The organism is Enterobacter sp. 118C5 (assembly GCF_034107645.1).
In the GTDB taxonomy this organism is placed as follows: Bacteria; Pseudomonadota; Gammaproteobacteria; order Enterobacterales; family Enterobacteriaceae; genus Enterobacter; species Enterobacter nematophilus.
Window position 1 is genome coordinate 182,831 of record NZ_JAWNEU010000005.1, and the last position, 23,773, is coordinate 206,603.

At 53.9% G+C, this 23,773-nt stretch carries 27 protein-coding genes; 9 read left to right on the top strand and 18 right to left on the bottom strand.

What is annotated here, in order from left to right; genetic code table 11:
* Positions 1-7: 7 nt before the first annotated feature.
* The 7 genes from UTO39_RS11955 to UTO39_RS11985 form a co-directional block, all read right to left on the bottom strand.
* Positions 8-1,705 (bottom strand): ShlB/FhaC/HecB family hemolysin secretion/activation protein, encoded by a 1,698-nt coding sequence (locus tag UTO39_RS11955; protein ID WP_320727238.1) that lies wholly within the window; start codon positions 1,703-1,705, stop codon positions 8-10.
* 182 nt (positions 1,706-1,887) lie between these two features.
* Entirely contained in the window at positions 1,888-2,841 is a 954-nt protein-coding gene (locus tag UTO39_RS11960; protein WP_320727239.1) for a helix-turn-helix domain-containing protein, read from the bottom strand.
* 26 nt (positions 2,842-2,867) lie between these two features.
* Positions 2,868-3,647, bottom strand: coding sequence for an MBL fold metallo-hydrolase (locus UTO39_RS11965; RefSeq protein WP_320727240.1), 780 nt, complete (start codon positions 3,645-3,647; stop codon positions 2,868-2,870).
* 122 nt (positions 3,648-3,769) lie between these two features.
* Entirely contained in the window at positions 3,770-4,570 is an 801-nt protein-coding gene (gene nlpA, locus UTO39_RS11970) for a lipoprotein NlpA (protein WP_028014989.1), read from the bottom strand.
* Between the two features lie 139 nt (positions 4,571-4,709).
* Positions 4,710-5,108, bottom strand: coding sequence for a type II toxin-antitoxin system VapC family toxin (locus tag UTO39_RS11975; protein WP_253540185.1), 399 nt, complete (start codon positions 5,106-5,108; stop codon positions 4,710-4,712).
* A gap of 3 nt (positions 5,109-5,111) precedes the next feature.
* On the bottom strand, positions 5,112-5,372 hold the full coding sequence (locus tag UTO39_RS11980; RefSeq protein WP_061096672.1) for an antitoxin: 261 nt from the start codon (positions 5,370-5,372) through the stop codon (positions 5,112-5,114).
* 129 nt (positions 5,373-5,501) lie between these two features.
* Positions 5,502-5,921, bottom strand: a complete 420-nt coding sequence (locus UTO39_RS11985; RefSeq protein WP_320727241.1) for a GNAT family N-acetyltransferase — start codon at positions 5,919-5,921, stop codon at positions 5,502-5,504.
* Between the two features lie 139 nt (positions 5,922-6,060).
* Between UTO39_RS11985 and UTO39_RS11990 the strand changes: the two genes are divergently transcribed.
* Positions 6,061-6,357: a YicS family protein gene (locus UTO39_RS11990; protein WP_151412304.1), complete on the top strand. Its 297-nt coding sequence runs from the start codon at positions 6,061-6,063 to the stop codon at positions 6,355-6,357.
* Between the two features lie 45 nt (positions 6,358-6,402).
* On the opposite strand, the gene UTO39_RS11995 is transcribed toward UTO39_RS11990, so the two are convergent.
* On the bottom strand, positions 6,403-7,353 hold the full coding sequence (locus UTO39_RS11995) for a LacI family DNA-binding transcriptional regulator (protein ID WP_061096675.1): 951 nt from the start codon (positions 7,351-7,353) through the stop codon (positions 6,403-6,405).
* Between the two features lie 293 nt (positions 7,354-7,646).
* Between UTO39_RS11995 and UTO39_RS12000 the strand changes: the two genes are divergently transcribed.
* From UTO39_RS12000 to UTO39_RS12025, 6 genes are all read left to right on the top strand, one after another.
* The gene (locus UTO39_RS12000) at positions 7,647-7,961 is read left to right on the top strand and encodes a PTS sugar transporter subunit IIB (RefSeq protein WP_061096676.1); all 315 of its coding nucleotides are present in this window, start codon (positions 7,647-7,649) and stop codon (positions 7,959-7,961) included.
* An 11-nt stretch (positions 7,962-7,972) separates the two neighbouring features.
* A complete protein-coding gene (locus UTO39_RS12005; protein WP_061096677.1) occupies positions 7,973-9,298 on the top strand; it encodes a PTS sugar transporter subunit IIC in 1,326 nt (441 codons plus the stop codon).
* Positions 9,299-9,315: 17 nt separating this feature from the next.
* On the top strand, positions 9,316-10,692 hold the full coding sequence (locus UTO39_RS12010) for a glycoside hydrolase family 1 protein (protein WP_320727242.1): 1,377 nt from the start codon (positions 9,316-9,318) through the stop codon (positions 10,690-10,692).
* A 5-nt stretch (positions 10,693-10,697) separates the two neighbouring features.
* On the top strand, positions 10,698-11,000 hold the full coding sequence (locus UTO39_RS12015) for a PTS lactose/cellobiose transporter subunit IIA (RefSeq protein ID WP_192845932.1): 303 nt from the start codon (positions 10,698-10,700) through the stop codon (positions 10,998-11,000).
* Positions 11,001-11,138: 138 nt separating this feature from the next.
* Positions 11,139-12,518, top strand: a complete 1,380-nt coding sequence (locus UTO39_RS12020) for a carbohydrate porin (RefSeq protein WP_014881942.1) — start codon at positions 11,139-11,141, stop codon at positions 12,516-12,518.
* A 148-nt stretch (positions 12,519-12,666) separates the two neighbouring features.
* Positions 12,667-13,572, top strand: a complete 906-nt coding sequence (locus UTO39_RS12025; RefSeq protein WP_320727243.1) for an EamA family transporter — start codon at positions 12,667-12,669, stop codon at positions 13,570-13,572.
* 117 nt (positions 13,573-13,689) lie between these two features.
* Here the strand turns inward: UTO39_RS12025 and nepI are convergent, their stop codons facing one another.
* The gene (gene nepI, locus UTO39_RS12030; protein WP_320727244.1) at positions 13,690-14,880 is read right to left on the bottom strand and encodes a purine ribonucleoside efflux pump NepI; all 1,191 of its coding nucleotides are present in this window, start codon (positions 14,878-14,880) and stop codon (positions 13,690-13,692) included.
* Positions 14,881-15,087: 207 nt separating this feature from the next.
* Here nepI and UTO39_RS12035 point away from each other — a divergent pair, with 207 nt between their 5' ends.
* Positions 15,088-16,086 carry an aldo/keto reductase gene (locus tag UTO39_RS12035; protein ID WP_320727245.1) on the top strand — a complete coding sequence of 333 codons (999 nt, stop codon included), beginning with the start codon at positions 15,088-15,090 and terminating at the stop codon, positions 16,084-16,086.
* Positions 16,087-16,149: 63 nt separating this feature from the next.
* On the opposite strand, the gene UTO39_RS12040 is transcribed toward UTO39_RS12035, so the two are convergent.
* Genes UTO39_RS12040 through UTO39_RS12075 form a run of 8 tightly spaced genes read right to left on the bottom strand, consistent with a single transcriptional unit; the run spans position 16,150 to position 22,074 of the window.
* Positions 16,150-17,325 carry an acetyl-CoA C-acetyltransferase gene (locus UTO39_RS12040; protein ID WP_320727246.1) on the bottom strand — a complete coding sequence of 392 codons (1,176 nt, stop codon included), beginning with the start codon at positions 17,323-17,325 and terminating at the stop codon, positions 16,150-16,152.
* Complete coding sequence (locus UTO39_RS12045; protein ID WP_320727247.1) at positions 17,322-17,735, bottom strand: carboxymuconolactone decarboxylase family protein; 414 nt, start codon at positions 17,733-17,735, stop codon at positions 17,322-17,324. Before UTO39_RS12045 ends, UTO39_RS12040 begins: the two co-directional genes overlap by 4 nt.
* Entirely contained in the window at positions 17,722-18,942 is a 1,221-nt protein-coding gene (locus UTO39_RS12050) for an MFS transporter (RefSeq protein ID WP_320727248.1), read from the bottom strand. The genes UTO39_RS12045 and UTO39_RS12050 overlap by 14 nt, the downstream gene beginning before the upstream one ends.
* Before the next feature lie 21 nt (positions 18,943-18,963).
* Complete coding sequence (locus tag UTO39_RS12055) at positions 18,964-19,614, bottom strand: HAD-IB family hydrolase (RefSeq protein ID WP_320727249.1); 651 nt, start codon at positions 19,612-19,614, stop codon at positions 18,964-18,966.
* Between the two features lie 3 nt (positions 19,615-19,617).
* Positions 19,618-19,842 (bottom strand): 2-hydroxymuconate tautomerase, encoded by a 225-nt coding sequence (locus UTO39_RS12060; protein WP_032673481.1) that lies wholly within the window; start codon positions 19,840-19,842, stop codon positions 19,618-19,620.
* A 7-nt stretch (positions 19,843-19,849) separates the two neighbouring features.
* On the bottom strand, positions 19,850-20,683 hold the full coding sequence (locus tag UTO39_RS12065; RefSeq protein WP_320727250.1) for a hypothetical protein: 834 nt from the start codon (positions 20,681-20,683) through the stop codon (positions 19,850-19,852).
* Positions 20,676-21,452, bottom strand: a complete 777-nt coding sequence (locus tag UTO39_RS12070) for an AfsA-related hotdog domain-containing protein (protein WP_320727251.1) — start codon at positions 21,450-21,452, stop codon at positions 20,676-20,678. Before UTO39_RS12070 ends, UTO39_RS12065 begins: the two co-directional genes overlap by 8 nt.
* A 10-nt stretch (positions 21,453-21,462) precedes the next feature.
* A complete protein-coding gene (locus UTO39_RS12075; RefSeq protein ID WP_320727252.1) occupies positions 21,463-22,074 on the bottom strand; it encodes a hypothetical protein in 612 nt (203 codons plus the stop codon).
* Between the two features lie 187 nt (positions 22,075-22,261).
* Between UTO39_RS12075 and UTO39_RS12080 the strand changes: the two genes are divergently transcribed.
* Positions 22,262-23,182: a LysR family transcriptional regulator gene (locus UTO39_RS12080; protein WP_320727253.1), complete on the top strand. Its 921-nt coding sequence runs from the start codon at positions 22,262-22,264 to the stop codon at positions 23,180-23,182.
* On the opposite strand, the gene UTO39_RS12085 is transcribed toward UTO39_RS12080, so the two are convergent.
* The gene (locus UTO39_RS12085; protein WP_213826941.1) at positions 23,179-23,631 is read right to left on the bottom strand and encodes a DUF1198 domain-containing protein; all 453 of its coding nucleotides are present in this window, start codon (positions 23,629-23,631) and stop codon (positions 23,179-23,181) included. The genes UTO39_RS12080 and UTO39_RS12085 overlap by 4 nt on opposite strands.
* Positions 23,632-23,773: the final 142 nt, after the last annotated feature.

Here is a 23,773-nt window from a genome sequence, read left to right on the forward strand (position 1 = left end):
GAGTCTCTTAAAGCATGAAGGCAATGCGCCAGTTAACGCTTACATGATCCGGGCCGAGCCAGTCGGGATAGTGCAGCGGCGTGCCGACTGAAACCTGGCTGCTGTACCAGCGCCCTGCGCTGCTCAGCCCCACAGAGGCCCCCCATAACGTGCCGGAGGCAAAGCGGTCCTGGCTGTCTTTTTCCAGCCAGCCGCCGTCAACGGCGACCGTGGCGCTCACCGCGCCAATCACCGGGAGGGTGAAGAGGGAATACCCCAGCTCGTTACGCCAGTAGCCGCCGTTATCCCCGGACAGATACTGCTCTTTAAAACCGCGCACGGAGCTTTCCCCGCCGAGCGTCAGGCGCTCGGAGCCGTACAGCCTGTCAGGCGACCACTGGCCGTAGGCGCTGGTCAGCCACCAGGCGTTACGGGCGACAGGACGCTGGAAGCTGGCGTTCAGGCTCCATTTGCGGAACTCTGCCCGCGGCATATCGCCGGATTTATCTTCGTCGGTTTCGGCATTGAACCACGGCATGCCGTGGCTCCAGGTCGGGTTGAAGGTCGCCACGCCGCCCAGCATTTTTTGCGTGTGGGTAATCCCGAGGATCAGGCTGGAGAGATTGCGCGTGCTGCTCTGAAGCGGCGCGTCGTTAAGCCAGTTGCGGCTTGAACGCTGAACCACGCCTGCCGCGATGCCGGTTTTCACATCCCCGTTGCGGAAAACCACCCACGACGCGTTGACGCGGTGGGTTTTGGTATCGCCCGTGGAGAGCCAGTTGAACCCCTGATTATTGATGGTGGTTCGGTAATTGCTCCAGGCGTAGCTGTAGTCCAGCAGGCCATAGCCGAACGGCACGCTGACGCCCGCCTGGAAATTCTGCGCATCGTACGCGCTGGCAAAATCGCTGCTGCGCCCGCCGCTGATAAACCATTTATCCGCCAGCCCCAGCATATTATTGGCGGTGAGTACGCCGTTAAGCTGGTTTTCACCGGTGCTCTTCTGCCCGCTATTATCCAGGCTTACGGATGCACTTAAGGGAAATTCCGGTTTTGCCGTGAGATTAACAATCGAATATCCGGCCTGCGTCCCCGGCAGAATTTCAATCTGAACCGGCTCGGCGCGCAAACGGTTTATTTGCTCCATGCCCTGTTCGATGTCGCGTAAATTAAGGATGCGCCCCACCCGTCCCGGAAACGCCATTTTCAGCATCCGCGGCGTTTCACCTTCCAGGCGAATCGCTTCCAGCCGGCCTTCCAGCACAACTATATTCAGCTGACCGCCGGAGAGATCCTGCTCGGTAAGAAAGGCGCGGCTGGTGATATATCCCCGGCTGATATACCAGTCAGAAATATGGGCCAGAAGCTCCGTTATTTTCGCCATATCCAGACACTGGCCCTGCCACCGAGCAACAAGGCTATGCTGGGTTTTTGCGGAGATTAAGGTCGCGCCGGAAAGCGTAATGTTGTTAATGGTGAAACAAGGCCCGGAGCCGGTAACAGGCCGCGGTCTGGCGGGTTCGGGAAGGGGAATACTCCGCTCCAGCTCTTCGCGCTGCTGCTGGTTCTGGAGTAAAAGCTGCTGCTGTTGCTGTTGAATAGCATCGCGATCGGCTGGCGATAGCGGCGCTGCGTGAGCGCTCGCTGAAAAAAGCGCAACCAATAAGATAGCAACGGCATAATTTACAAACGAAATTATTCTAATTTTTATTTCTGAGCTATTCATCCATGCCACAAGGTTATTTCGAAATTATTATTGCCGCAATATAAGAGCATTCTTAATGCGAGTATATGTAATTTACGTTATGGCACATTAAAAAGAATATTATTTCAGAAAATTGAGGGCTCGATTAAGAAAATATGAGAGATGTTTAACTTACCCTTCAATCAAGAGTTAGCCGTAATAAATTACATATGCAGACGGAACGTTTTACGCCATTCAGCAGGGCTCACCCCAAAGCGCGCCTTAAACTGCTGTCGCCAGGTGACGGCGGAATTAAATCCTACCAGCTCCGCCACGCTCTCAACGGGCATATTTCCGGCTTCAAGTAATATCTGGCTGCGCCGCAGGCGTTCGGCGGTAAGCCAGTCGGCAACGCTCATCCCCGTGGCTTTAATAAAATGGCGGGTCAGCGTGCGGCGGCTCATCGAAACCACCTCCGCCAGCGAGTCCAGACTATGCGGTTCGGTGATGTGCTGCTGCAGGTAGTCGATCAGGCTGTTAATACGTGCGTCACGGGTATCTTTTGGAACCGGCTGGGCGATGAACTGCGCCTGCCCACCCTCACGGTGCGGCGGCACAATCATCCGACGGGCAATCTGGTTGGCGACCACGCTGCCAAAGCGCTGGCGAATGATGTACAGACAGCAGTCCAGCGCAGCCGCGGTACCGGCAGAGGTGATGATATTGCCGTCATCCACGTAGAGGGCATTGATATCCAGCCGGACGTTCGGAAAGAGCGACTGGAACTGATGTTCAAACTCCCAGTGGGTGGCCGCGCGTTTACCGTCGAGGATCCCCGCATAGGCCAGCACAAACGACCCCAGACACAGCCCGACGATTTCCGCGCCGTTGCCTCTCGCCTGGACCAGGCTGTCGAGCAGCGCCTGAGGCGGCCGTTCAAGGACGTGCTGCCAGTAGGGAACGACAACAATATCGGCCTGCCCGATGGCGGTATAATCCTGCGTGGCGTTGAGGGCAAACCCGTCTTTTGAGGTAAGAAACCCCGGTGTTTCGGCGCAGATCGTTACGTTAAAGCGCTTTTCGCCGGAGACGGAATCACCAAACAGAATGCAGGGAACGGAGTAGTGGAACGGGCTGAACCCGTCTACCGCGACGATCGCGACGTTGATTAGCGACATCTGTCTCTCCTTTCCCTTTAACGCACTCAGAATATAACTGTTTCTCCATCCTGGGGAATGCTCACCGCATCGCTCACCTGGTTGGCCTCAACGTACTCGCGCAGCGCGCTGCGGGTCAACAGGCAGTGGTTAATCGCCTCCATGTGGCTCGCGACGATTTTAGCCTGCGGCAGCAGGAAGTGGACGTTGAGCACATCCTCCTGCCCCATAATAATGGGCCCAAAGCCGATGACGTGGGCATACCCGGCGTTCAGTACCACCACATCCGGCTGGTGCTTTTGCAGATCGGCTGCCACCTCTTCGCGCCAGATGGTATCCCCGGCAAGATAGAGCGTCTTCTCATCAGGATGACGCAGCACCACGCCACAGGCCTCGCCCAGCCGCTCCGCCAGCTCCGGCACGGCGTAAGCGCGGTCGGTACCGTGCTGGCCGCCGTGGGTTTTCGCAATCTGAATCTCGCCGAAGGTAGTCTCTTCGGCCACGATCGTCAGGTTGGTAAATCCCTGGCCGCGCAGCAGCGCGGCGTCACGATCGTTTTGCACGTAGATCGGTTTGTCTTTGGCGATCAGCTCCGCCGCGGTGCGATCCCAGTGATCGTCATGGGTATGGGTGACGATCACCGCGTCAGCGTCCAGCAGCGTGTTGACGTCAACGGGGAGTTCGACCGTCGGGTTGCGGATATCGGCATGCGCCGTGCCGGGAAAGCCCGGATAAGCGCCTTTCGGGGCCAGCATCGGGTCGATTAAAAGACGTTTTCCGGCGTAGGTAATCAGCTGGGTGGCGTTGCGAATGTGGGTAATGTTCATGGGCTATCCTCCGGTTGGTGTGATAAGGAGGATAGCCAGCCGCCGCGGGCAACGCTGTGGGTTAAAGGGCGATTACCGATGAAATCGGGCCAATTTCATCACCGCGTTTTCTGCCGATGCCTTTACCAGCCCGGTACCGCCCCGCCGTTAAAGATCGTCTCCGCCGCTTTCGCCACTTCCGGTGACTGATAGGACTGGATAAACGCCTTCACGTTCTCCGCGTCTTTGTTGTCTTCGCGCGTCACCACGATGTTCACGTACGGCGAGTTTTTATCTTCAATAAAGACGCTGTCATGCACTGGCGATAGCCCGGTTTGCTGAATATAGGTGGTGCTGATGATGGCGACATCCACTTTCGGGTCGTCCAGCACGCGCGGCAGCTGCGCCCCTTCCAGCTCCATGATTTTCAGCTGCTTAGGGTTGGCGGTAATATCCAGCGCCGTCGGCAGCAGCCCGGTGTCCGGCTTCAGGGTGATGAGCTTCTCTTTTTGCAGCAGCAGCAGCGCGCGGCCAAGGTTGGTCGGATCGTTTGGAATGGCGATAGTCGCCCCGTCCTTCAGGTCAGACACGGATTTGATTTTGCGGGAATAGCCGGCCATCGGGAAAACAAAGGTGTTCGCCACGGCCACCAGCTTGTAGCCATGCGCCTTGTTATCTTCTGCAAGGAACGGGCGGTGCTGGAAGACGTTGGCATCCAGTTCCCCCTGATTGGTAGCATCGTTAGGCAACAGCGAGCCGCTGAACCCCACCAGCTCCACGTCCAGGCCATATTTTTCTTTTGCCACCTTTTTGGCGACTTCCGCCACGTCCTGTTCAGCGCCGTTGATGACGCCCACTTTTATGTGTTTGGCATCGCTGCCACTTTGATCGCACCCTGCCAGCAGCAGGCCAGCGAGTACCAGAGCACCCAATCGACGTTTCACGAGACAGTTCCTTTTGCTGAATGTTGTAGTGACTATATCGACAACGAGGAGGCGAATAAAAAACGAAAAAGAATCAATAAGAAGGATAAGTTATATGCGGGTATTGCCGGGTGGCGCTGCGCTTACCCGGCATCAGGGATCACGACGTTGTCGTCCAGTCCTCAACGGCAAGTTCCTGCACCATTCTGAATGCACGATCGTTAGTCACAATCGTTGTCCCCCGGCTGATAGCATGCGCGGCGATCAGCTGGTCGAGATCGCCCATCACTTTGCCTTTTTTCTCCATTGCGGCACGGAGTTCACCGTACGTTGCAGCGGCGTCACTGTCCCAGTCGCAAATCGTGATGGTTTTAAGAAATTCCAGTATGGTTTTTTGTAAAGTGTCGTTTTGCTTTTTGGCTATCCCATAGAGCAATTCAGCCTCCGTCACGCTTGAAATACACATTTTTTCGGTCGGGGTGCGAGAATATTGTTCCAACACCCCAGGATGCTGCCTAACGAGATGGCTTACCATGTTTGTATCCAGCATATGCAGCATATTCTAGAGCCCTTCAAATGGATCTCTTGTTGTATAGCTCTGATTACGTTCTTCTTTGCTCAGGAATGAATCTGGAACATGGGTCTGCTTCAGTAAACGTAAAAAGTTATCTCTATGACGCTCTTTCTCCGATCTCGCAGTTAAAACGACATTCCCCTCCTCATCCCGCCGGATGTAGACGCTCTCCGTATCAAACGCGAAATCATCAGGCAGCATCACGGCCTGATTCCGCCCCTTTTTGAAGAGTTTTGCTGTCCGTTCCATTGACATCTCCATGCTTTATTTGACCAGGCCAAAGCATGCGCCAGGGCCTGAAAAGAAGACAAGCAGCATGCTTCAAATTAGGAAAGCGACTCGCAATAAATAGCAGAATCCATAATCACCGCAGCGGACTTAAAGCGCTTTCGCCAGATAATGTCGCTGCATACCCGGATAAGGATAATCCTGCAAAGACATCTGCAGCTGGTACCCCTGTTTTTCATAGAACGGGCGCGCCTGGAAGCTAGCGGTATCGACCAGCGCGTGCTTGCAGCCTTTGCGTCGGGCTTCCTCTTCTGCCGTTTTGATGAGCTTGCTGCCCACGCCGGTTCCCCGCACGGTGTCGCTCACCCAGAGATAGTCGATATTCAGCCAGTCGCCTTTACGCACGCCGATTAACCCGCCCAGCATTGCGCCATTATCGTCACGCACGTAAACGCCAATATCGCCGCTAAAGTTAGTCAGATCGAGAAACTGTCCGTTAAAAGCCCTCAGACCCGTCAGTAACTCCTCTTTCTCCTGCATCGTGACATTATCAGTAATGCTCAGGTGCATATTTTTCTCCTTATTTTTTCTGCCGTTTCACTATCGCATACCCACACTCTGGAGAAAATTCATACTTTCGACTGGCGTCGCGACACTCAGTGTAACGATATATTTCATGGGAAGCCTGTGACTTCTCAAGGGGATTTTGATGAAAGCTGCGCACCTGGTCTGCCTGCTGGTTTGTCTGCTCTTCGCCGCGTTTGTCCATGCACAGGAAAAGGACGCCCCAGCGAAAGAGGCGCAAATAAAACAGCAGGTTCTGAAAGATATTAAGAAAGCCTGTACGCCGCAGAAAAAGCAGAGCGACAAGGCATGGCAGGAGATGATTTTGTCGTCCGAGGCCAACCAGCTGCTGATCAAAAATGCCGTTACCGCCGTGAAGCGCGACAACCTGGACGCCTACTGGGATGCAGTAAGTCAGGTGGATTGTATGGAGGATTATTGAGTTCTCGCCGGGCGGCGCTGCGCTCACCCGGCCTGGAAAACATTTTTAACGCTTCCGCACGTCCGGAATGATGAGATCCCCGCGCAGAACGTAGGACCCGAGCATCTGCGTTTTCTCCGTCAGCCAGCTCACGATGCGTGCCGCCATGGCATCCATGGAATATTCGATTGCCGGGATCACCGGAATCCCCGGCAGGTGCAGCGATCCGGCCAGGCTGAAGACCATGATGTCTTCCGGCACGGATTTATTAAACGCCTGCAGCTGCGGGATCACCCGCTGGGCTTCCTGCTCGTCCGCCACCAGCAGCGCGTTGAAATTCAGAGTGCTGGCGTTGTTGAGCAGCTCCTGCAGCGCAACGGACGAGGAGGTCGCGTCCATAAAGACGAGGTTGCGATTAAAGGGCAGGAAGTTTTTCTCCAGCGCGTGCTTGTAGCCGAGCAGCACCTGGTCGGCAAACCCGCTGCCGTGGGGGTGGATCAGGGCAATCTGGCGTCGCCCCTGGCTGGTGAGGTAGTTACAGGCGGTTTCGGCGGCAAAGGCGTGGTCAAACTGGATGCTGTTGGAATTATCCGCCTCCATGCAGTCCACCAGGATGACGTTTTCCATATCCACGTCCAGCGGGAAACGGGCGCCAATCACCAGGATGTCGTCACACAGGCCGCAGGAGAGTTCTTCGAGCGCGTTCATCACTTCCGCTTTGCTATGGGCGAAGCGCAGCAGCAGATGTTTTTGATGCTGGCTGAGCTGTTTTTCCAGCGCGTACAGATACCCGGTGGTCTGGTTAATGTTTTCCTGCGCGCAAATCACTCCAATGCAGCCCGTCGACTGGCTCAGCAGCGACTGGGCAATCACGTTGGGACGGTAGTTAAGCTCATCCACCGCCTTCAGCACGGCCTGACGGCTGGCTTCCTTAACGCCACGTGACCCACTCAACACTCGCGATACCGTGGCTTTAGACACCCCGGCCAGACGTGATACATCATTGATTGTCGACATCTCTTTCCCCTGGCAGGCTAACCTCGCGCCTGCAAATTCCATAACCGCTACGGCTCACATTATAGCCAGAACGGAGTATATCCGTTTCCGTTTTTCATGGAAACCGATTTTCCGTTTCCACTCAAAATGACGCAAATACTGCCAAATTATGTGACCCACATCCGGTTAATTAGCCTCATAAGCAAGGGATCTTGATGGTTGTCACACTTCTGTCTTTTATGAATGGAAACCGGTTTCCGTATCATGTCCAATCATCCTCGCAATAACTTTTTACATTTAGAGGATGGTTGTCGATGTTCAAGATTATGCTGTGCTGTTCTGCCGGGATGTCCACCAGCCTGTTGGTCAGCAAAATGGTCGATGTCGCGAAAGAACGTGGTGTGCCGGTGAAGATTGATGCGTACGGTGTTTCCGAATTTGATACGCAGTTTCCGCAATACCAGGTGGTACTTCTCGGACCGCAAGTGAAATACATGTTAAAGACACTCTCAGACAAGGCGGCTACGAAAGGCATTCCGGTGCAGCCCATCGACATGATGGACTACGGCATGCAGCGTGGCGATAAAGTACTGGACTATGCTCTGTCGCTCATCGAAGCGGCACACTAAAAGGTGTTCACATGAGTTCGTTATATCAATCCATGGTCGCGGTGATTGAGCAGTCAATTACCCCGCTGGCCGCAAAGCTGGGTCAGCAAAAGTATGTGATTGCCATCCGCGACGGCTTTACCGCCGCGCTGCCGTTCATGATCATCGGCTCGTTTATGCTGGTGTTCATCTTCCCGCCGTTCTCGGCGGATACCACCAACAGCTTCGCCCGCGGCTGGCTGGATTTTTCCGAGACCTATCGCGAACAGCTGATGCTGCCGTTTAACCTCAGCATGGGCGTGATGACTTTCTTCATCTCGGTGGGGATTGGAGCAAGCCTGGGGCGTCAGTTTAACCTCGACCCGGTGATGTCCGGCCTGCTGGCCTTTATGGCCTTCCTGCTGGTCGCCGCGCCGTATGCCGACGGCAAAATCTCGACCCAGTATCTCTCCGGCCAGGGCATTTTTACCGCGCTGATCACCGCAATCTACTCCACTCGCGTCTATGCGTGGCTGAAGCAGAACAACGTGACCATCCGCCTGCCGAAGGAAGTGCCAACCGGCGTGGCGCGCTCGTTCGAGATCCTGATCCCGGTGATGGTGGTGATCGGTACGCTGCACCCGCTGAACCTGTTCATTGAAGCGCAGACCGGAATGATTATCCCGCAGGCGATTATGCACCTGCTGGAGCCGCTGGTGTCCGCGTCTGACTCCCTGCCCGCGATTCTGCTCTCCGTGCTGCTGTGCCAGATCTTCTGGTTTGCCGGTATTCACGGCTCGCTGATTGTCACCGGCATCATGAACCCGTTCTGGATGGCGAACCTCTCGGCAAACCAGGCGGCGCTGGCCGCAGGCGCGGCGCTGCCGCACGTTTACCTGCAGGGCTTCTGGGATCACTACCTGCTGATTGGCGGCGTAGGCTCCACGCTGCCGCTGGCGTTCCTGCTGCTGCGCAGCCGCGCCACGCACCTGCGCACCATCGGCAAAATGGGCATTGTGCCGAGCTTCTTTAACATCAATGAGCCGATTTTGTTCGGCGCGCCGATCATCATGAACCCAATGCTGTTTATCCCGTTCGTGTTCGTTCCGCTGGTCAACGCCTGTCTGGCGTACGGCGCAACGAAGCTCGGCTGGCTGGCTCAGGTGGTGTCATTAACGCCGTGGACCACCCCGGCGCCGATTGGTGCCTCATGGGCGGCAAACTGGGCGCTCAGTCCGGTGATCATGTGCCTGGTCTGCATGGTGATGTCCGCGCTGATGTACCTGCCGTTCCTGCGCGCCTATGAGCGTACGCTGATGAAAAACGAAGAGCAGAAAGCCCAGGCAACCGTCGGTACCGCTGAAGCTGCAAGCAATTAAGTCAAAGAGGAATGGTCATGAAATACGCATTTCCCGATAACTTCTGGTGGGGCAGCGCAAGCTCCGCTCTCCAGACCGAAGGGGCAAGAGAAGGGGAAACCACGTGGGATTACTGGTTTGCCCGCGAGCCGAACCGTTTTCACAACGGCGTGGGGCCGCAGCACACCTCCACGTTTTATCAGCACTGGAAAACGGACATTCAGCTGTTAAAGCAGCTGAACCACAACAGCTTTCGTACCTCGATTAGCTGGGCGCGCCTGATCCCCGACGGTATCGGTGAAGTGAACCCGGAAGCGGTCGATTTTTACAATCAGGTCATTGATGAGCTGAATGAACAGGGCATCACGCCGTTTATGACCCTGTTCCACTTCGACATGCCGATGGCGATGCAGGAGATAGGCGGCTGGGAAAACCGCGACGTGGTGGAAGCTTACGCCCGCTATGCGCAGATCTGCTTCGAGCTGTTCGGCGATCGCGTGCTGCACTGGTTTACCTTCAACGAGCCGATTGTCCCGGTGGAAGGCGGCTATCTGTACGACTTCCACTACCCGAACGTGGTGGATTTTCGTCGGGCAGCCACCGTGGCGTATCACACCGTGCTGGCCCACGCGAAGGCGGTTCAGGCCTACCGCGCCGGGCATTACGCCGGGGAAATCGGCATCGTGCTGAACCTGACGCCGTCCTACCCGCGTTCGCAGAACCCGGCGGACGTGAAGGCGGCGCACATCGCGGACCTGATGTTCAACCGCAGCTTCCTCGACCCGGTGCTGCGCGGCGAATACCCGGCGGACCTGGTGGCACTGCTGAAGGCGTACGATCAGCTGCCTGCCTGCAGGCCGGAAGACAGCGCCCTGATTGCGGAAGGGAAAATCGACCTGCTCGGCGTGAACTACTATCAGCCGCGTCGCGTGAAGTGTCGCGACAGCGCGGTGAACCCGCAGGCGCCGTTTATGCCGGAGTGGTTCTTTGATAGCTACGAGATGCCGGGCCGCAAGATGAACCCGTACCGCGGCTGGGAAATCTACGAGCCGGGTATTTACGATATTCTGGTTAACCTGCGCGACAATTACGGCAACCCACGCTGCTTTATTTCGGAAAACGGCATGGGCGTCGAAAATGAGCAGCGCTTTATTGAAAATGGTCAGATTAACGATCAATACCGCATTGAATTTATTTCGGAGCATTTAACGTGGCTGCATAAAGGGATTAGCGAAGGGTGCAATTGTCTTGGCTACCATATGTGGACGTTTATTGATAACTGGTCGTGGTGCAATGCCTATAAAAATCGCTACGGATTTATTCAGCTCGATTTAGAGACGCAGCAGCGCACCATTAAGAAAAGCGGAGAGTGGTTTGCCGCCACCGCCTTAAATAATAGTTTTGAAAAAGAGTAATAATGATGATCGCATTAGAAGAAGCCGTAATGGAAATTATCGTCAATGCCGGGCAGTCCCGCAGCCTGTGCTTTGAAGCGCTGCACGCGGCGCGTCAGGGCAACTTTGACGAGGCCAAAAGCCTGCTGCGCGAAGCCGACGGCTACTCGCGCCAGGCGCACAAGATGCAGACCAAACTGATCGAGCAGGATGCAGGCGAAGGCCGCCAGCCGATGACGTTAATCATGGTGCACGCGCAGGATCATTTAATGAATTCTTTATTAGCGCGTGAATTGTCTGAAGAAATTATTCATTTATATCAGAGATAGTCTATGGCGAAATAAAGTTAATGTGATACCTCTTTACCCTAAATAGAGATCCACTTGTTCTGATGATAGCGACATACTCTGTCAAATCGGAGCGGGATGGTTATTGTCTGAATAAAATTAAACTATATTGAGATAACCATGAATACGATTAAAAAACTTCCATTAACCATGGCGGTTATCGCCGCGCTTTGCCCAATTTCCGTACTCGCACAAGAATTTACCCAGGAGCAAATCGACGCCATTGTGGCGAAAGCGGTAGATAAAGCTCTGGCCGAGCGTCAGGCCAAAATGGATGCGGCGGTTGCGAAAAAAGCAGACGTGGTGACCGAGCCGCAAAGCGCGGCGCAATCCCCGGATATGGCGATCCCGTTCGGGGTTAAATTTACCGGCTACGCCCGCTACGGCGCGCACTTCCAGGCCGCCGATCAGAAATACGTGGCGGTGGACGGCTCCTACAACGGCGCGTCCGCGATTGGTCGTCTGGGTAACGAAGGCAACGGCGGGGAATTCCAGCTCTCCAAGGCCTTCAAGGGTGACAACGGCGCCATCTGGGACATCAACGTGATGATCGACCACTGGGGCGACGAAGTTAACCTGAAAAAAGCCTACGCCGGGGTGACCAATATTATGGCCTCCAACCCGAACGCCTACTTCTGGGCCGGTCGTGACTTCCACCAGCGTCCGCAGCAGGGCATCAACGATTACTTCTGGATGAACCACGACGGCCAGGGCGCCGGGGTGAAGAACTTCGACATTGGCGGCGTGCAGTTTGACGTCGCTGCCGTGGCGGCGGTGGAATCCTGTAGCCCGGAAGTGATGGAAGATGAAGCCAACCCGTCTCGCATCACCTGTACCGGCGGTTCCGGCACGGGCGACAAGGGCAACTACGCCGCGACATCAAAAATCCACGGCATGAAGCTCGGCCCGATCGACATGGAGCTGTACGCCAACTACGGCTTTGATTCGAAAGCGGTTGAAAGCGACGAACGCCTGAACGCCTGGCAGGGCGGCGTAGTGCTGAGCCACACCAACGACAGCGGCGTGAACAAGGTAATTGCACGCTACTCCGATAACGCGGACAACAGCGTGTTCAACAAAACCGAGGACCTGACCACGGTCTACGCCAGCTTCGAAGGGCTGTATAAATTCACCCAGGCCACGCAGGTGGAGTACATCCTCGCCTTCCACGACTACGACAACAGCCGCGATAAGACCGACAACCGCAAGAACTACAACGCCATCGTGCGTCCGATGCACTGGTGGAACGACGTTCACTCCACCTGGCTGGAAGCGGGCTGGCAGCACGTTGATTACGACAACGGCGGCGACAACAAGGGCTGGAAGCTGACCCTGTCGCAGAACATGTCTATCGCCATGGGGCCGGAGTTCCGTCCGATGCTGCGCTTCTACGTGACCGGCGGCAAGGTAGACAACGAACGCACCGCGCGTGTGAACAACACCAAAGACGAAACGCTCGACGACTTCAACGTCGGCGCGATGTGGGAGGCGTGGTTCTAAGCAAGGTAAAAGCAAAACGGCAACGCGCGTTGCCGTTTTTAGTGTTTGCTCCCTCTCCCCGTGGGAGAGGGCCGGGGAGAGGGCATCAGGCCGCACACAACCATGTTATGCTGTTGACCGAATTAACGACAACATAACAGGGGAGAACATGGGTTCCACACGCAAAGGGATGCTGAACGTCCTGATCGCCGCCGTTTTATGGGGCAGCTCGGGGGTTTGCGCGCAGTACATCATGGAGAAAAGCCACATTTCTTCGCCTTACCTGACCATGGTTCGCCTGCTGTTTACCGGCGTGATCCTCCTGACGCTCTCCTTCGTTCACGGCGACAAGATTTTCTCGGTCATCAAGCATCGCAAAGACGTCCTCAGCCTGCTGTTTTTCTCGCTGGTCGGCGCGCTCACCGTGCAGCTCACCTTCCTGCTGACGATTGAAAAATCCAACGCCGCCACCGCTACCGTGCTGCAGTTCCTGTCGCCGACCATTATCGTGGCGTGGTTCGCCCTGGCGAGGAAAAAGCGTCCCGGCGTGTTTGTCCTGTCAGCGATTTTTACGTCGTTGATCGGCACCTTCCTGCTGGTGACCCACGGCGACCCGACCTCGCTCTCCATCTCCCCTGCGGCGCTGTTCTTCGGCATCGCCTCGGCGTTTGCCGCCGCGTTTTATACCACCTATCCGTCGACGCTGATCGCCCGCTACGGTACGCTGCCGATTGTCGGCTGGAGCATGTTGATTGCCGGGTTAATGCTGACGCCGTTCTATGCCGGGCGCGGCACCACCTTTGTGATTGACGGCGGCCTGCTGCTGGCGTTTTTCTACCTGGTGGTGATTGGCACGGCGCTGACGTTCAGCCTGTACCTGAAAGGCGCGCAGATGATTGGCGGGCCGAAGGCGAGCATTCTGAGCTGCGCCGAGCCGCTGAGCAGCGCGCTGCTGTCGGTGGCGTTGCTGGGCGTGGCGTTCACCCTGCCGGACTGGCTGGGGACGCTGCTGATTGTTTCGTCGGTGGTGCTGATTTCGATGGATTCGCGCAGAAGGGTTAAGGCATCGGCGTAGTTTGATTGCCCCCCTCACCCTAACCCTCTCCCCAAAGGGGAGAGGGGACGGCTCGGTGCGGTCTTTTCACCCTCGCCCCTTTGGGGAGAGGGCCGGGGTGAGGGGTGGGAAAATTTACTACTTCGCCTTAACCTTCCCCGCCACCAGCAGCGCGGTCAGCAGCATCAGCGTACCGGAAATCACCAGCGGTGACGTCAGCCCCAGGTGGTCAAGCGCCACGCCGCCAATGGCCGCGCCGCAGGTGTTCGCCAGCTGGATCACCGCCACCTGAATCGACCCGGCTTTTTCCGCCTGATCGGCAAGCGTTCGGGTGATCCACGTCGACCAGCCCACCGGCACCAGCGCAAAGGCAAAGCCCCAGATAATCGCAATCGCCGAGGCAACCCACTTGTCGCTGCCCCACAGCACCAGCACCGCGGCACTCACCGCCAGCACCAGCGGCGCGCCCGCCAGCGCCACCTTCAGGGAGCGCTTCAGAAACTGGGACGACAGCGACGTGCCGACAAAGCTGGCGATACCGAAGCTCAGCAGCACCAGCGTCAGGCCGTCGACGTCAAAGCCCGCCATGGTCATATACACCGGGCGGATATAGGTGAAGAAGGCAAACTGCCCGGCGAAAGCCATGAAGATCGCGGTCATTCCCGCCAGCACGCCCGGGCGCTTCAGCAGCGCGAACATGTTCTGCTTATGATGCGCCGCTTCGCCCGGCAGGGACGGCAGCGCCTTCCACACCCAGATAATGCAGAGCACGCCCATCACCGCCGCCGCGTTAAACACGTTACGCCAGCCGATAATCCCGCCGAGGAAGCTGCCGAGCGGCGCGGCAATCACCAGCGCGATAGAGACCGCACCGAAGATAACGGACAGCGCTTTTGGCACCGTGCGCGCGGGCACCAGGCGCATGGTGAGCGAGGCCGACATCGCCCAAAATCCGCCGAGCCCAAGACCCAGACAGGCGCGCCCCAGCAGCAGCAGGGTGAAGCTTTCCGCGAAGGAGACCAGCAGGCAGGAGAGCGTCAGCAGCACGCTGAACAGAATGACCACTTTACGGCGGTCAATCGAGCCAATCACCTGAGTGATGAACAGGCTCGCAAACATCGCCACAAAGGCGGTGACGGTAACGGATTGCCCCGCCACGCCTTCGGAAATGCCCAGATCCTGAGCCATCGGCGTCAGCAGGCTCACCGGCAGAAACTCAACGGTAATCAGGCAGGCGACGCAGAACGCCACGGAAAAAACCGCCGACCAGTTGGGGCGCGAAACCTCTTTGGTCTGCGGTCTGGTCGTGGGCTGGATATGTTCTGTCATGGCGTCACCTGAAGATAAAAACGTGCGGAAAAGTCGCGCAGTTTATCATCAAAAGTGTGACGAATTTAACGTTTGGACAACTTTTGTCGTTTTAAATGATTCGGAAGGCAGATCGGCGGTGACTGATACCTTTTCAGCATAACGAAAATGAAAATTCAGTATCCACAATTGAGGTGAAACAATCATAGCGTCTGAAAAGGAGAAACTATGAAAACACGTACTTTATCTCAAAATCTTACCGTCAGTGCCATCGGCTACGGTGCCATGGGTCTGAGTGAATTTTATGGCCAGACTGATGACAAAGGCTCACTGCAGGTATTGCATAACCTCATCGATCTGAACGTGACGTTTATTGATACCGCGAATTTATATGGCCGTGGCCATAATGAAAGGCTAATCGGTCACTTTCTTGCCGGGCTGGATAAAAACACTCGCGACCAGTTCAAAATCGCCACGAAGTGCGGCATCGATCGCTCTCCTGACGATTCCTACGCCCGCACCATCAACAATACGCCGGACTATATCATCCGCTGCTGTAACGAATCCCTTAAGCGGCTTGGCGTGGAGCGAATCGACCTCTTTTATCTTCACAGAGTGAGTAACGCAACCCCGATCGAAGAGAGTATGGATTGTCTGCGCACCCTTGTTAAAGAGGGCAAGATCAACCACATCGGCCTTTGCGAAGTGTCGGCTTCAACGCTGCAACGGGCTCATGCGGTGCATCCGGTCACCGCGTTGCAAACAGAATATTCTCTGTGGACACGAGACATCGAGGAAAGCATTTTGCCGGTCGTGAAAGCGCTAGGTATTGGTCTGGTGCCCTACTCACCTCTTGGCAGAGGCTTCCTGACGGGAAAATACCTGAACAACAACGATTTTGCAGAAGGTGATTTCCGCAAGAATAACGAACGATTTGTTCAGTCCAGCCTCGATCACAATCGCCAGTTGCTCGATATTATCACCCCGCTGGCGACAAAATACGGCTGTACTGCAGGTCAGATTGCGCTTGCCTGGCTGTTAGCACAATACGATCGGCTGGTTCCCATTCCGGGTACTAAGCACGTCAGCTATCTGGCCGAGAACGCGCGCGCTGCCGATATTGTGCTTGAGAAGAGCGATATCGAATCGTTGAACAACCTTCATCGCCGGGTAGCGATTAAAGGCGATCGTTATTCTGCCGAAGGTATGAAGGGCGTGAATGCCTGATACAGCATCTTGAAAATAAAAAAACCGGGTTTCCCCGGTTTTTTTATATCCACAGATACGCCGTTAGCGATAAACGCTCAACGCGACGCCTTCCCCGCCGCCAACGCACAGTGCGGCAACGCCACGCCTGGCTTCATTACGGATCAGGGAATGAACCAGCGTCACCAAAATTCGGCAGCCGGATGCACCTATCGCATGCCCAAGCGCGATTGCCCCGCCGTATGGATTGATACGATCCGGGGAAATCCCGGCCTGCTGAATCACGGCCAGCGCCTGGGCGGCAAACGCTTCGTTGGATTCAAGATGATCGACATCCTCAGGCTTCCATCCCGAGCGGGAAAGACAGTCGGCAATGGCCTGAATCGGGGCTGCACCCATTAATGCCGGCTGGATACCGGAATTGGAAAATACGCCCAGCGATGCCAGAACCGGCAAGCCACGCGCTTCGGCAGTCTCACGCGTACAAAGCAGGACCGCAGCGGCGCCGTCATTCAACGATGAAGCATTTCCCGCCGTCACCGTACCCTCTTTTCGGAAGACAGGCTTCAGTTTCGTCAATTTTTCGATACTGGTTGCGCGGGGTCCTTCATCCCTCTCCACGCTTATCGTTTCACCTTTTCGCGTCTGCCACTCAACCGGAACAATTTCACGCTCAAAAATGCCACGCGCCTGCGCTTCAAGCGCATTGTGGTGCGAGACGAGGGCATATTCATCCTGCATTTCGCGGCTGATACCAAACTCCGTCGCAACATTCTCTGCGGTGATACCCATGTGATAATCGTTGAAGGCATCCCAGAGCCCGTCAGAAACCAGGCTATCTTTAAGAGTAATATCACCCAGCCGCGTTCCGCTACGCGACGTCGTGGCGATATGCGGCGCGTTGGACATACTCTCCTGACCGCCGGCGATAACAAACTCAGCCTCACCCGTCTGTAGCGCCTGCATGCCAAGATGGACCGCCTTAAGCCCGGATCCGCACACTTTGTTTACCGTCAGACATTGAGTTTCTACGGGCAATCCAGCATTCAGTGCCGACTGTCGGGCCGGGTTCTGGCCGCACCCCGCAGTAAGAACCTGTCCCATAATGACCTGAGAGATATCACTGGCTTCTACGCCAGATTCTTTAAGGAGCGCCTGAATGACGCGGCTTCCCAGGTCAGAGGCTGAATGCTCCGCAAGCGCGCCCTGAAATGCGCCCGTCGCCGTGCGGCGGGCTGCAATGATAACAATCTCGCTCATGCGTCACTTCCCTTCAGTCCTGGCAAAGTATGGCCCGTCGCGGCCATTGCCGCGCGGTATGCAGTAAGACCATTCATGCAGGCAGGAACGCCGGCATATACCGCCATCTGTATTACAATTTCAAGCAGCTCTTCCGGCGTCACGCCGGTATTTAGCGCGCCTCGCATATGCAGTTCCAGCTGCGGCATGGCATTACCCAGCGTCACAAGCGAGGCGACGGTCAACATTTCGCGCGTTTTGAGATCCAGTCCCGGACGACCCACCACATCCCCGAACGCATAGTCAGTAATCAGGGCGGGCAACCCCGGGTCCAGCTCGCTCAGGCGGCGGGTGACTTTATCCGCGAGCCCCTCTTCAAGACGGTCCATAATCTCTCTGCCATAGCGCGTGCGGTCATTAATTTGACTCATAAGATTTCTCCATACGGGATTGTTTTGCGGTCAACGTTGACGGAATAACCGCGACAAGCAGAACGGACAGACCGATGGCCGTACCGGCGACGATATACAGGAGCGGCATTGAAAATGATGAAACCATCCAGGCACCGACTGACGCACCGATACCAATGGCGGTATTGAAAAACGAAACGTAGATTGCCGAGGCCGGGAAAGCTTTATCTTCTGCCATACGTAAAACCCACGTCTGGAAGCCGACAAATATTCCTGATACGGCGACACCCCAGACAACCATACTGGTAAATATCAACGCAGCAGAGAGCGAAGAACCAGACAGGCCCAGGAACAGCAGAACTGCACAGATCAGCAGTACAGACAAAGAGACCGTCAGCTTAAGATACTTATCAATCAACACGCCGGTCAGGAAATTACCTGCCAGACCCGCGATGCCGTAAACAAAAAGCACAGCAGGAATAATGGTGGTGGACAGTAAACTCTGCGTGTGTAGCCAGGGTTCAATGTACGTAAAGGCGGCAAAGTGAGCCGTCACAGCCAGCAAGGTTGCTGAGTAAATTTTCCATAATGTTGACGATTTCAGCACGCCTTTAAGCGCATCCAGCCCGAGCGCGCTTTTGCTGGTAATCTTGGGAACGAGAACGCTAATACCCACAAAGGCAATTACGCTCAGCGCGGCCATTAGCCAAAATGCCTGCCGCCAGCCGAAGTGAATACCAATATAGTTGGAAACCGGTACGCCAAAAACGCTTGCTGCGGAAACACCACCAAATACGATTGACGTCGCCGCCCCTATATATCTGGCAGGGACCATAGCCACCGCCGTTGCGCCGATCATCGCCCAGAATGCGCCGTGAGCAAGCGCACCCAGTACGCGAGCGCTAAGCAGCATGCTATAGACGTTTACCGTCGCAGCCATGACGTTAGAGACCAGAAGCACCACGGTGAGCACAAGTAAAAGCCGCTTCTTGGCCACATTCCCTAAAAAGACGGAGGCAAACAGCGCACTCAACGCCCCCACCCAGGCATAAAGCGACACGGTCATGCCCACCGCAGATTCCGAAGACTGTAGCCCCTCTGCGATTGGCGTTAATAATCCGACTGGCGCCAGTTCGGTGGTGACAATAGTAAAGGTTGAAATAGCCAGAATGAATAAAGCAAGCCATGACCTTAACGTCATATTTTGCGGAGAGAGTTCTGAAGTCATACTACTTACCTCAATAAGGGTTTAAATAATGTGCCAATTTTTTTCAGTTGCATATCTGGTAAGCGCGGAATGCTCTCCCACACAGACGGGATGGCCAGTGGCTTCAAGCATTGGAATATCTGAAAGATCGTCGCCGTAGGCATAACAATCCGCCGGGTTAATCTCTTTATCATCGCAAAAGGCTATAAGCGCGTCTTTTTTACCTGTTCCAATTGTTTGAGGCAGGCCGATTTCACCCGTCAACTCACCTTCGTCATTTATTATCACCGGCGCACAGAGTATATCCGTTACCCCAAGATATTTTGCAATGGGTGAAAGAATCGGAAGCATAGAGCCCGATATAAATACGGTATACGTGTTCTGGTTCTGATGTTTTTTAAGGGCTGAAACAGCACTCTCAATAAAAAACTCGCTTTCCAGCTTACACCTGAACCACTTCTCACCCATTTCTTCCAGATAACGACAGGACACACCTTTAAATTGACGATAATAATCTCTGTTCAGAGTTTCCCTTGGCACACCGTTTTTCACATCGGTGCGAAAACGAGACATATAGCGTTGAAGACGATCGTTTTGATTATTTTCCCTGCACCAGAAATCATAGAAATCAAACATGCTTTTAATATTTATAAGCGTTTCATCAACATCAAAAAAAGCGGCATGTTTACGCAAGCTTTATTCCTCGTAGTTTTTTCTTCGACTCTTAACCGGAAAATCTTTATCCGTACCAGACACGCCTGCATCCGCCCAGCGGGAAGGCGCAATTTCAGAAACCACCACGGAAATTTTATCCAGCGGCGCACCCGTGTTTTTGTGAACGGCAAATGTAATATCTTCCTGGAGTCTGATGATTTGATTTTCATCTTTCGCAGGCCAGGTCATAACATGAACAAATGGCATACTTTTCTCACTCTATAGTTGTAAATTCATCGAAGGAACGGCCTTTGAGTTTTAAATGGGCATGGATATCGCCTCCAAGACCGTAAAAGCCAATTGCACCGCCGTAGCTCTGACGCGAGCTCATATAAAGTACGACTACGTTAATAATTCTGTTTCCTTTCCTCGCCGGAGCCGGGAAAGGATCGGTTAACTCTGCCCAATATTCGGCATTACCTTCGCTATCGGTTACAAATACGTTGGGTATTCCCAGCGGACCTGGCCTGCTCGGCTCCTCCGAGGCTAGATCGTTTTCCCTGAGGCTCATCACGGTGTAAACGCTATCGGGAACAAGGCTCCGGAACGAAAACGTGAACCGGGCTCGTTTCTTATCTTCGGACAATGTGACCTCAAAGGTTCCCTCTGCCTCGAGCCAGGCAGCGAGGGTCACTGGCTCGATCTCTCGCTTTCCATCGCTGCTGCGATAATCCGCGATATAGCCTTCATGAAGTGGCAGGCCAGGCCTTATTTCATTATTGGCCTGCGGCCGCTGCTCTGGTGCGAAAATCATCCGATAGTTGTTCATCGGAATGGGTAAAGGAAGAGTATGAAGAATGATGTCCTTCAACGCGTCCTGAGGCATCTTTTCCAGATCGCACAGAATGTTATAGGGTGCGACTTCCCCAAATGCCGGAAGCGGGCTGTCCGGAGAGACAATGACGCTTCGCCACTGCAGTCCGTTATCCCCTGGCACCATGCCAACCACGACAAAATTACCCTTCCCGTCCATGACCTCCGCAGGGGGGTAAAGAGGCCCCTGCGTGGTCGCAGCCAGACGGTATTTCTGGCTACGTAATTCAGGCATGCGTTACCCCCTGAGTCACCCCTTGCTGCTCAACAATGGTCGCCTGCATGGCAACCTCAGCCAGAGATTTCTCTTTCTCTGCAATCAGGGCGGAAGGATAGACGGTGAACGAGACATCCATTGTCGCGCAAAGCGTTTGGTGCTGGGTGACGCGAACCTGAGCCTTGAAACGCCCCCGGCGGTCGTTAATATCTTTTTCAAGAAATTCAAAGTGGACCAGCGCTGGTAAAGGGAACAGGAAACTGGCGAAATTGATTGCCATGCTATTAATGACGTAATAGCGTCCACTTTCCTGCTGGTAAATAAATTCTTCGGTGACGCCGATAAAGGCCTGTCGGCTGGCTTCAACCAGCAGCATTCCCTGAATATGCTGCCCCGTCTGATGATCCGCCATCAATTCGCAACGCTCATCGATTAACAGCGGCATCGCATAAAGATCGTGGTTATGCTCAGCTTGTTCCGCAGGTCCTATAAGTACATTCTGTTCCAGTCTTTTATGGCAATAAGCATTTTTTTTGTCGCTAACCAGTTTTTCCAGAGAGCACATTTTCAACTTATTGCCATGAATCGCATTTCTTGCCTGGTTTGAAATTACCTTTCCGGCAAAATCCTTGCGCACGCCTTGCCCGACAATAATTTCGTGTTCTTTATCAATGATATTCGCAGGGATTTGAGTCAATAATTCTAGCTGAGATATAGTCAGTACATCTTTACCATTGGCAAATTCATTAAATTTATCGCCAACAACTACCAACTTTTTACAGTTCATTCATTGTCCCTCAACAACAGCAAGCACGATAGATACGTGTATAAAGGCCGTCATTACCGCCAGTAATAAAGTTATCGCCGGCCTGCTGAATGATTTCCTGATAACGCGCATTGGTAAATGCTTCTTTATATTCTGCTTTATCACCGTTAAATGAGGAGATAAACATTACACCCGGAACGCCGCTGATCAGTGAATGAAACGCTTCGAAACTTTCAATCTTATCTTTGTTATCTCTTACAACATTGAAAATGGTTTCATCGCGCCACTGACGGTACTGCTGATAGTTATGCGCAGGCACTTCGACGTGTCGGAGTTGGATATAATTTGATTCTGGCAAGCTATTTTTATTATCAATTGGGGATTCAACAAACTTAAGCAGCTCGCGACGGATATCGGCAGAAAGAACCTCAGAGAAACGATGGAACATGGATTCCATTTCACTCTCAACCCATGCAATTTCTTTAATATCGTTGAATGCGCGTAATTCCAGCAATTCATTTACGCCGTTTTCTTCACAGGTATAGTAGCGAACGTTTTCATTGCTTTTTAGGGAAGTAAATTCTTTTTCAGAAAAAGTATTTTTTAATGGGAAGCGTGATACCAGTACATATTTAGACGACATAATTACTCCGAGCATTGATTAAGTGAGGATTCGGATAGAAATTTATCAATACAGGAAACTATTGGAATTGTTAAATTTGTAATATATTTTTTGTATTACTGTTAAAACGGGTTTTGCTGCCAGCATTTAGCGTGTAATATCGAAATGGAAAAAAGACGAAATACCTTTTCGCATTCAGGACCCACGTATGGCTACAGCAGAACATTTAATCAGCAATAACCTGCCCAGTATCAAACAATTACAATGCTTTCTCGCTGTTGCACATGAACTGAACTTTCGTAAGGCTGCCGAACGTCTGCGCATGACTCAACCGCCTCTGACGCGTCAGATAAAATGCCTTGAAGCGGTGTTGAAACGTCAGTTGTTCAGTCGCAGCACGCATGACGTTAGCCTCACTGAAGCAGGCCGAGCGCTGGTCGTTCAGGCAGAAAAAATACTCAAAGACATCAGCAGCTTAAAAGAAGATCCTCACTCTTCAGAAACGAGTCTGCGCATCGGTCTCACGCGCACGCTTAATTTTGAATATATTGAACCAGTAAATACGCAGCTTCAAAAAATGAACGCCGGAGATGACGTTGAAACGCCCGACCTGACGTCAGCACAGCTGCTGCAAAGCTTGTCTAAAAATATGCTGGATCTGGTGCTGACCGGGGAAAAAGGAACGGGTCATGAAGACATTGTTCAATACCGCTGGGTCTGCCAGGAACCGTTGCTCATCGCAATGCCTTCTTTACATCCTGCCAGTCTGAAAGAGAAAGTCTCGCTGGGAGACATTAGCGATCTTCCACTTTTTTGGTTTTCGAGAAGCGCTAATCCGTCATTCTATGACAAATGCGAAAGCTACTTTGACACGCTGAAAACGCCGCTGAAGCGTATTAAAGAGCCGGATGATTCCCTCGTGATGCTAAGCCGTATCGCAAGAGGGAAAGGGTTTGCGCTGCTGCCTCAGTCAAAATGCACCTTTAATCAGGAGGGGCTATGCTACCGCGAGCTAACGGACGATGAGGCAAAGAGATTAAATATTGATATCTATGCCGCAACTCGCCTCAATGAAAACAGAGAGGAGATCCTGAACGCTCAGAATATCTTGTGCGGCAAAAAGGCTTAATGCAGATAAAACACACCTTCTTCCGGAAGAAATAGCTGGTTATAGCGCAGCTGGAAGACGTTCAGCTCCTGCGGATCGGGCTCCATTTCGCGCATAAAGCCAAGTGCCAGACGAATTTGCGCATCGGTAATGGGTGCGGCAAGGCGAGCTTTACGCAGCATGCGGTACCAGGTATGCAGATTCTCTTCGCTACCGTCGACAATACAAACCTGCCAGATGAGCAGCACCTGCGCGGCGTTTTGCAGATGCGCCTCGTCAGGCCGCTCAAGGTAGCGGATAAACTCATTGCCCGGCGTTTTACCGAACTGGTCAATCATCGATTCTACCGGCATCGGGGTGATGCCCAGCCGTTCGCTTAAACGTTTGATGGCGCGGCGGGAATCTGAGGTCAGGACGCGAAATCCCACCACAAACACCACGGCAAGCGTTGCCAGCATTATCCAGACCATGCGTTCTCCTTAGACTAGCCGCTCATCATAGCGGGAAACGCACCGTGTCGACAGCGGGTACGGCCAGAATAGTGAACCGAAAAAAGCTAGATAAATGCGATGAAAGCAATCCCGCGCAGGGGTGGCTGCGCGGGCTGTTGCT

What these genes read in the sequence shown, in the direction of transcription:
- UTO39_RS11955 (WP_320727238.1), bottom strand. Translation starts at nt 1,705, where the DNA reads ATGAATAGCTCAGAAATAAAAATTAGAATAATTTCGTTTGTAAATTAT.
- UTO39_RS11960 (WP_320727239.1), bottom strand. Translation starts at nt 2,841, where the DNA reads ATGTCGCTAATCAACGTCGCGATCGTCGCGGTAGACGGGTTCAGCCCG.
- UTO39_RS11965 (WP_320727240.1), bottom strand. Translation starts at nt 3,647, where the DNA reads ATGAACATTACCCACATTCGCAACGCCACCCAGCTGATTACCTACGCC.
- UTO39_RS11975 (WP_253540185.1), bottom strand. Translation starts at nt 5,108, where the DNA reads ATGCTGCATATGCTGGATACAAACATGGTAAGCCATCTCGTTAGGCAG.
- UTO39_RS11980 (WP_061096672.1), bottom strand. Translation starts at nt 5,372, where the DNA reads ATGGAACGGACAGCAAAACTCTTCAAAAAGGGGCGGAATCAGGCCGTG.
- UTO39_RS11985 (WP_320727241.1), bottom strand. Translation starts at nt 5,921, where the DNA reads ATGCACCTGAGCATTACTGATAATGTCACGATGCAGGAGAAAGAGGAG.
- UTO39_RS11990 (WP_151412304.1), top strand. Translation starts at nt 6,061, where the DNA reads ATGAAAGCTGCGCACCTGGTCTGCCTGCTGGTTTGTCTGCTCTTCGCC.
- UTO39_RS11995 (WP_061096675.1), bottom strand. Translation starts at nt 7,353, where the DNA reads ATGTCGACAATCAATGATGTATCACGTCTGGCCGGGGTGTCTAAAGCC.
- UTO39_RS12000 (WP_061096676.1), top strand. Translation starts at nt 7,647, where the DNA reads ATGTTCAAGATTATGCTGTGCTGTTCTGCCGGGATGTCCACCAGCCTG.
- UTO39_RS12005 (WP_061096677.1), top strand. Translation starts at nt 7,973, where the DNA reads ATGAGTTCGTTATATCAATCCATGGTCGCGGTGATTGAGCAGTCAATT.
- UTO39_RS12010 (WP_320727242.1), top strand. Translation starts at nt 9,316, where the DNA reads ATGAAATACGCATTTCCCGATAACTTCTGGTGGGGCAGCGCAAGCTCC.
- UTO39_RS12015 (WP_192845932.1), top strand. Translation starts at nt 10,698, where the DNA reads ATGATCGCATTAGAAGAAGCCGTAATGGAAATTATCGTCAATGCCGGG.
- UTO39_RS12020 (WP_014881942.1), top strand. Translation starts at nt 11,139, where the DNA reads ATGAATACGATTAAAAAACTTCCATTAACCATGGCGGTTATCGCCGCG.
- UTO39_RS12025 (WP_320727243.1), top strand. Translation starts at nt 12,667, where the DNA reads ATGGGTTCCACACGCAAAGGGATGCTGAACGTCCTGATCGCCGCCGTT.
- nepI (WP_320727244.1), bottom strand. Translation starts at nt 14,880, where the DNA reads ATGACAGAACATATCCAGCCCACGACCAGACCGCAGACCAAAGAGGTT.
- UTO39_RS12035 (WP_320727245.1), top strand. Translation starts at nt 15,088, where the DNA reads ATGAAAACACGTACTTTATCTCAAAATCTTACCGTCAGTGCCATCGGC.
- UTO39_RS12040 (WP_320727246.1), bottom strand. Translation starts at nt 17,325, where the DNA reads ATGAGCGAGATTGTTATCATTGCAGCCCGCCGCACGGCGACGGGCGCA.
- UTO39_RS12045 (WP_320727247.1), bottom strand. Translation starts at nt 17,735, where the DNA reads ATGAGTCAAATTAATGACCGCACGCGCTATGGCAGAGAGATTATGGAC.
- UTO39_RS12050 (WP_320727248.1), bottom strand. Translation starts at nt 18,942, where the DNA reads ATGACTTCAGAACTCTCTCCGCAAAATATGACGTTAAGGTCATGGCTT.
- UTO39_RS12060 (WP_032673481.1), bottom strand. Translation starts at nt 19,842, where the DNA reads ATGCCATTTGTTCATGTTATGACCTGGCCTGCGAAAGATGAAAATCAA.
- UTO39_RS12065 (WP_320727250.1), bottom strand. Translation starts at nt 20,683, where the DNA reads ATGCCTGAATTACGTAGCCAGAAATACCGTCTGGCTGCGACCACGCAG.
- UTO39_RS12070 (WP_320727251.1), bottom strand. Translation starts at nt 21,452, where the DNA reads ATGAACTGTAAAAAGTTGGTAGTTGTTGGCGATAAATTTAATGAATTT.
- UTO39_RS12075 (WP_320727252.1), bottom strand. Translation starts at nt 22,074, where the DNA reads ATGTCGTCTAAATATGTACTGGTATCACGCTTCCCATTAAAAAATACT.
- UTO39_RS12080 (WP_320727253.1), top strand. Translation starts at nt 22,262, where the DNA reads ATGGCTACAGCAGAACATTTAATCAGCAATAACCTGCCCAGTATCAAA.
- UTO39_RS12085 (WP_213826941.1), bottom strand. Translation starts at nt 23,631, where the DNA reads ATGGTCTGGATAATGCTGGCAACGCTTGCCGTGGTGTTTGTGGTGGGA.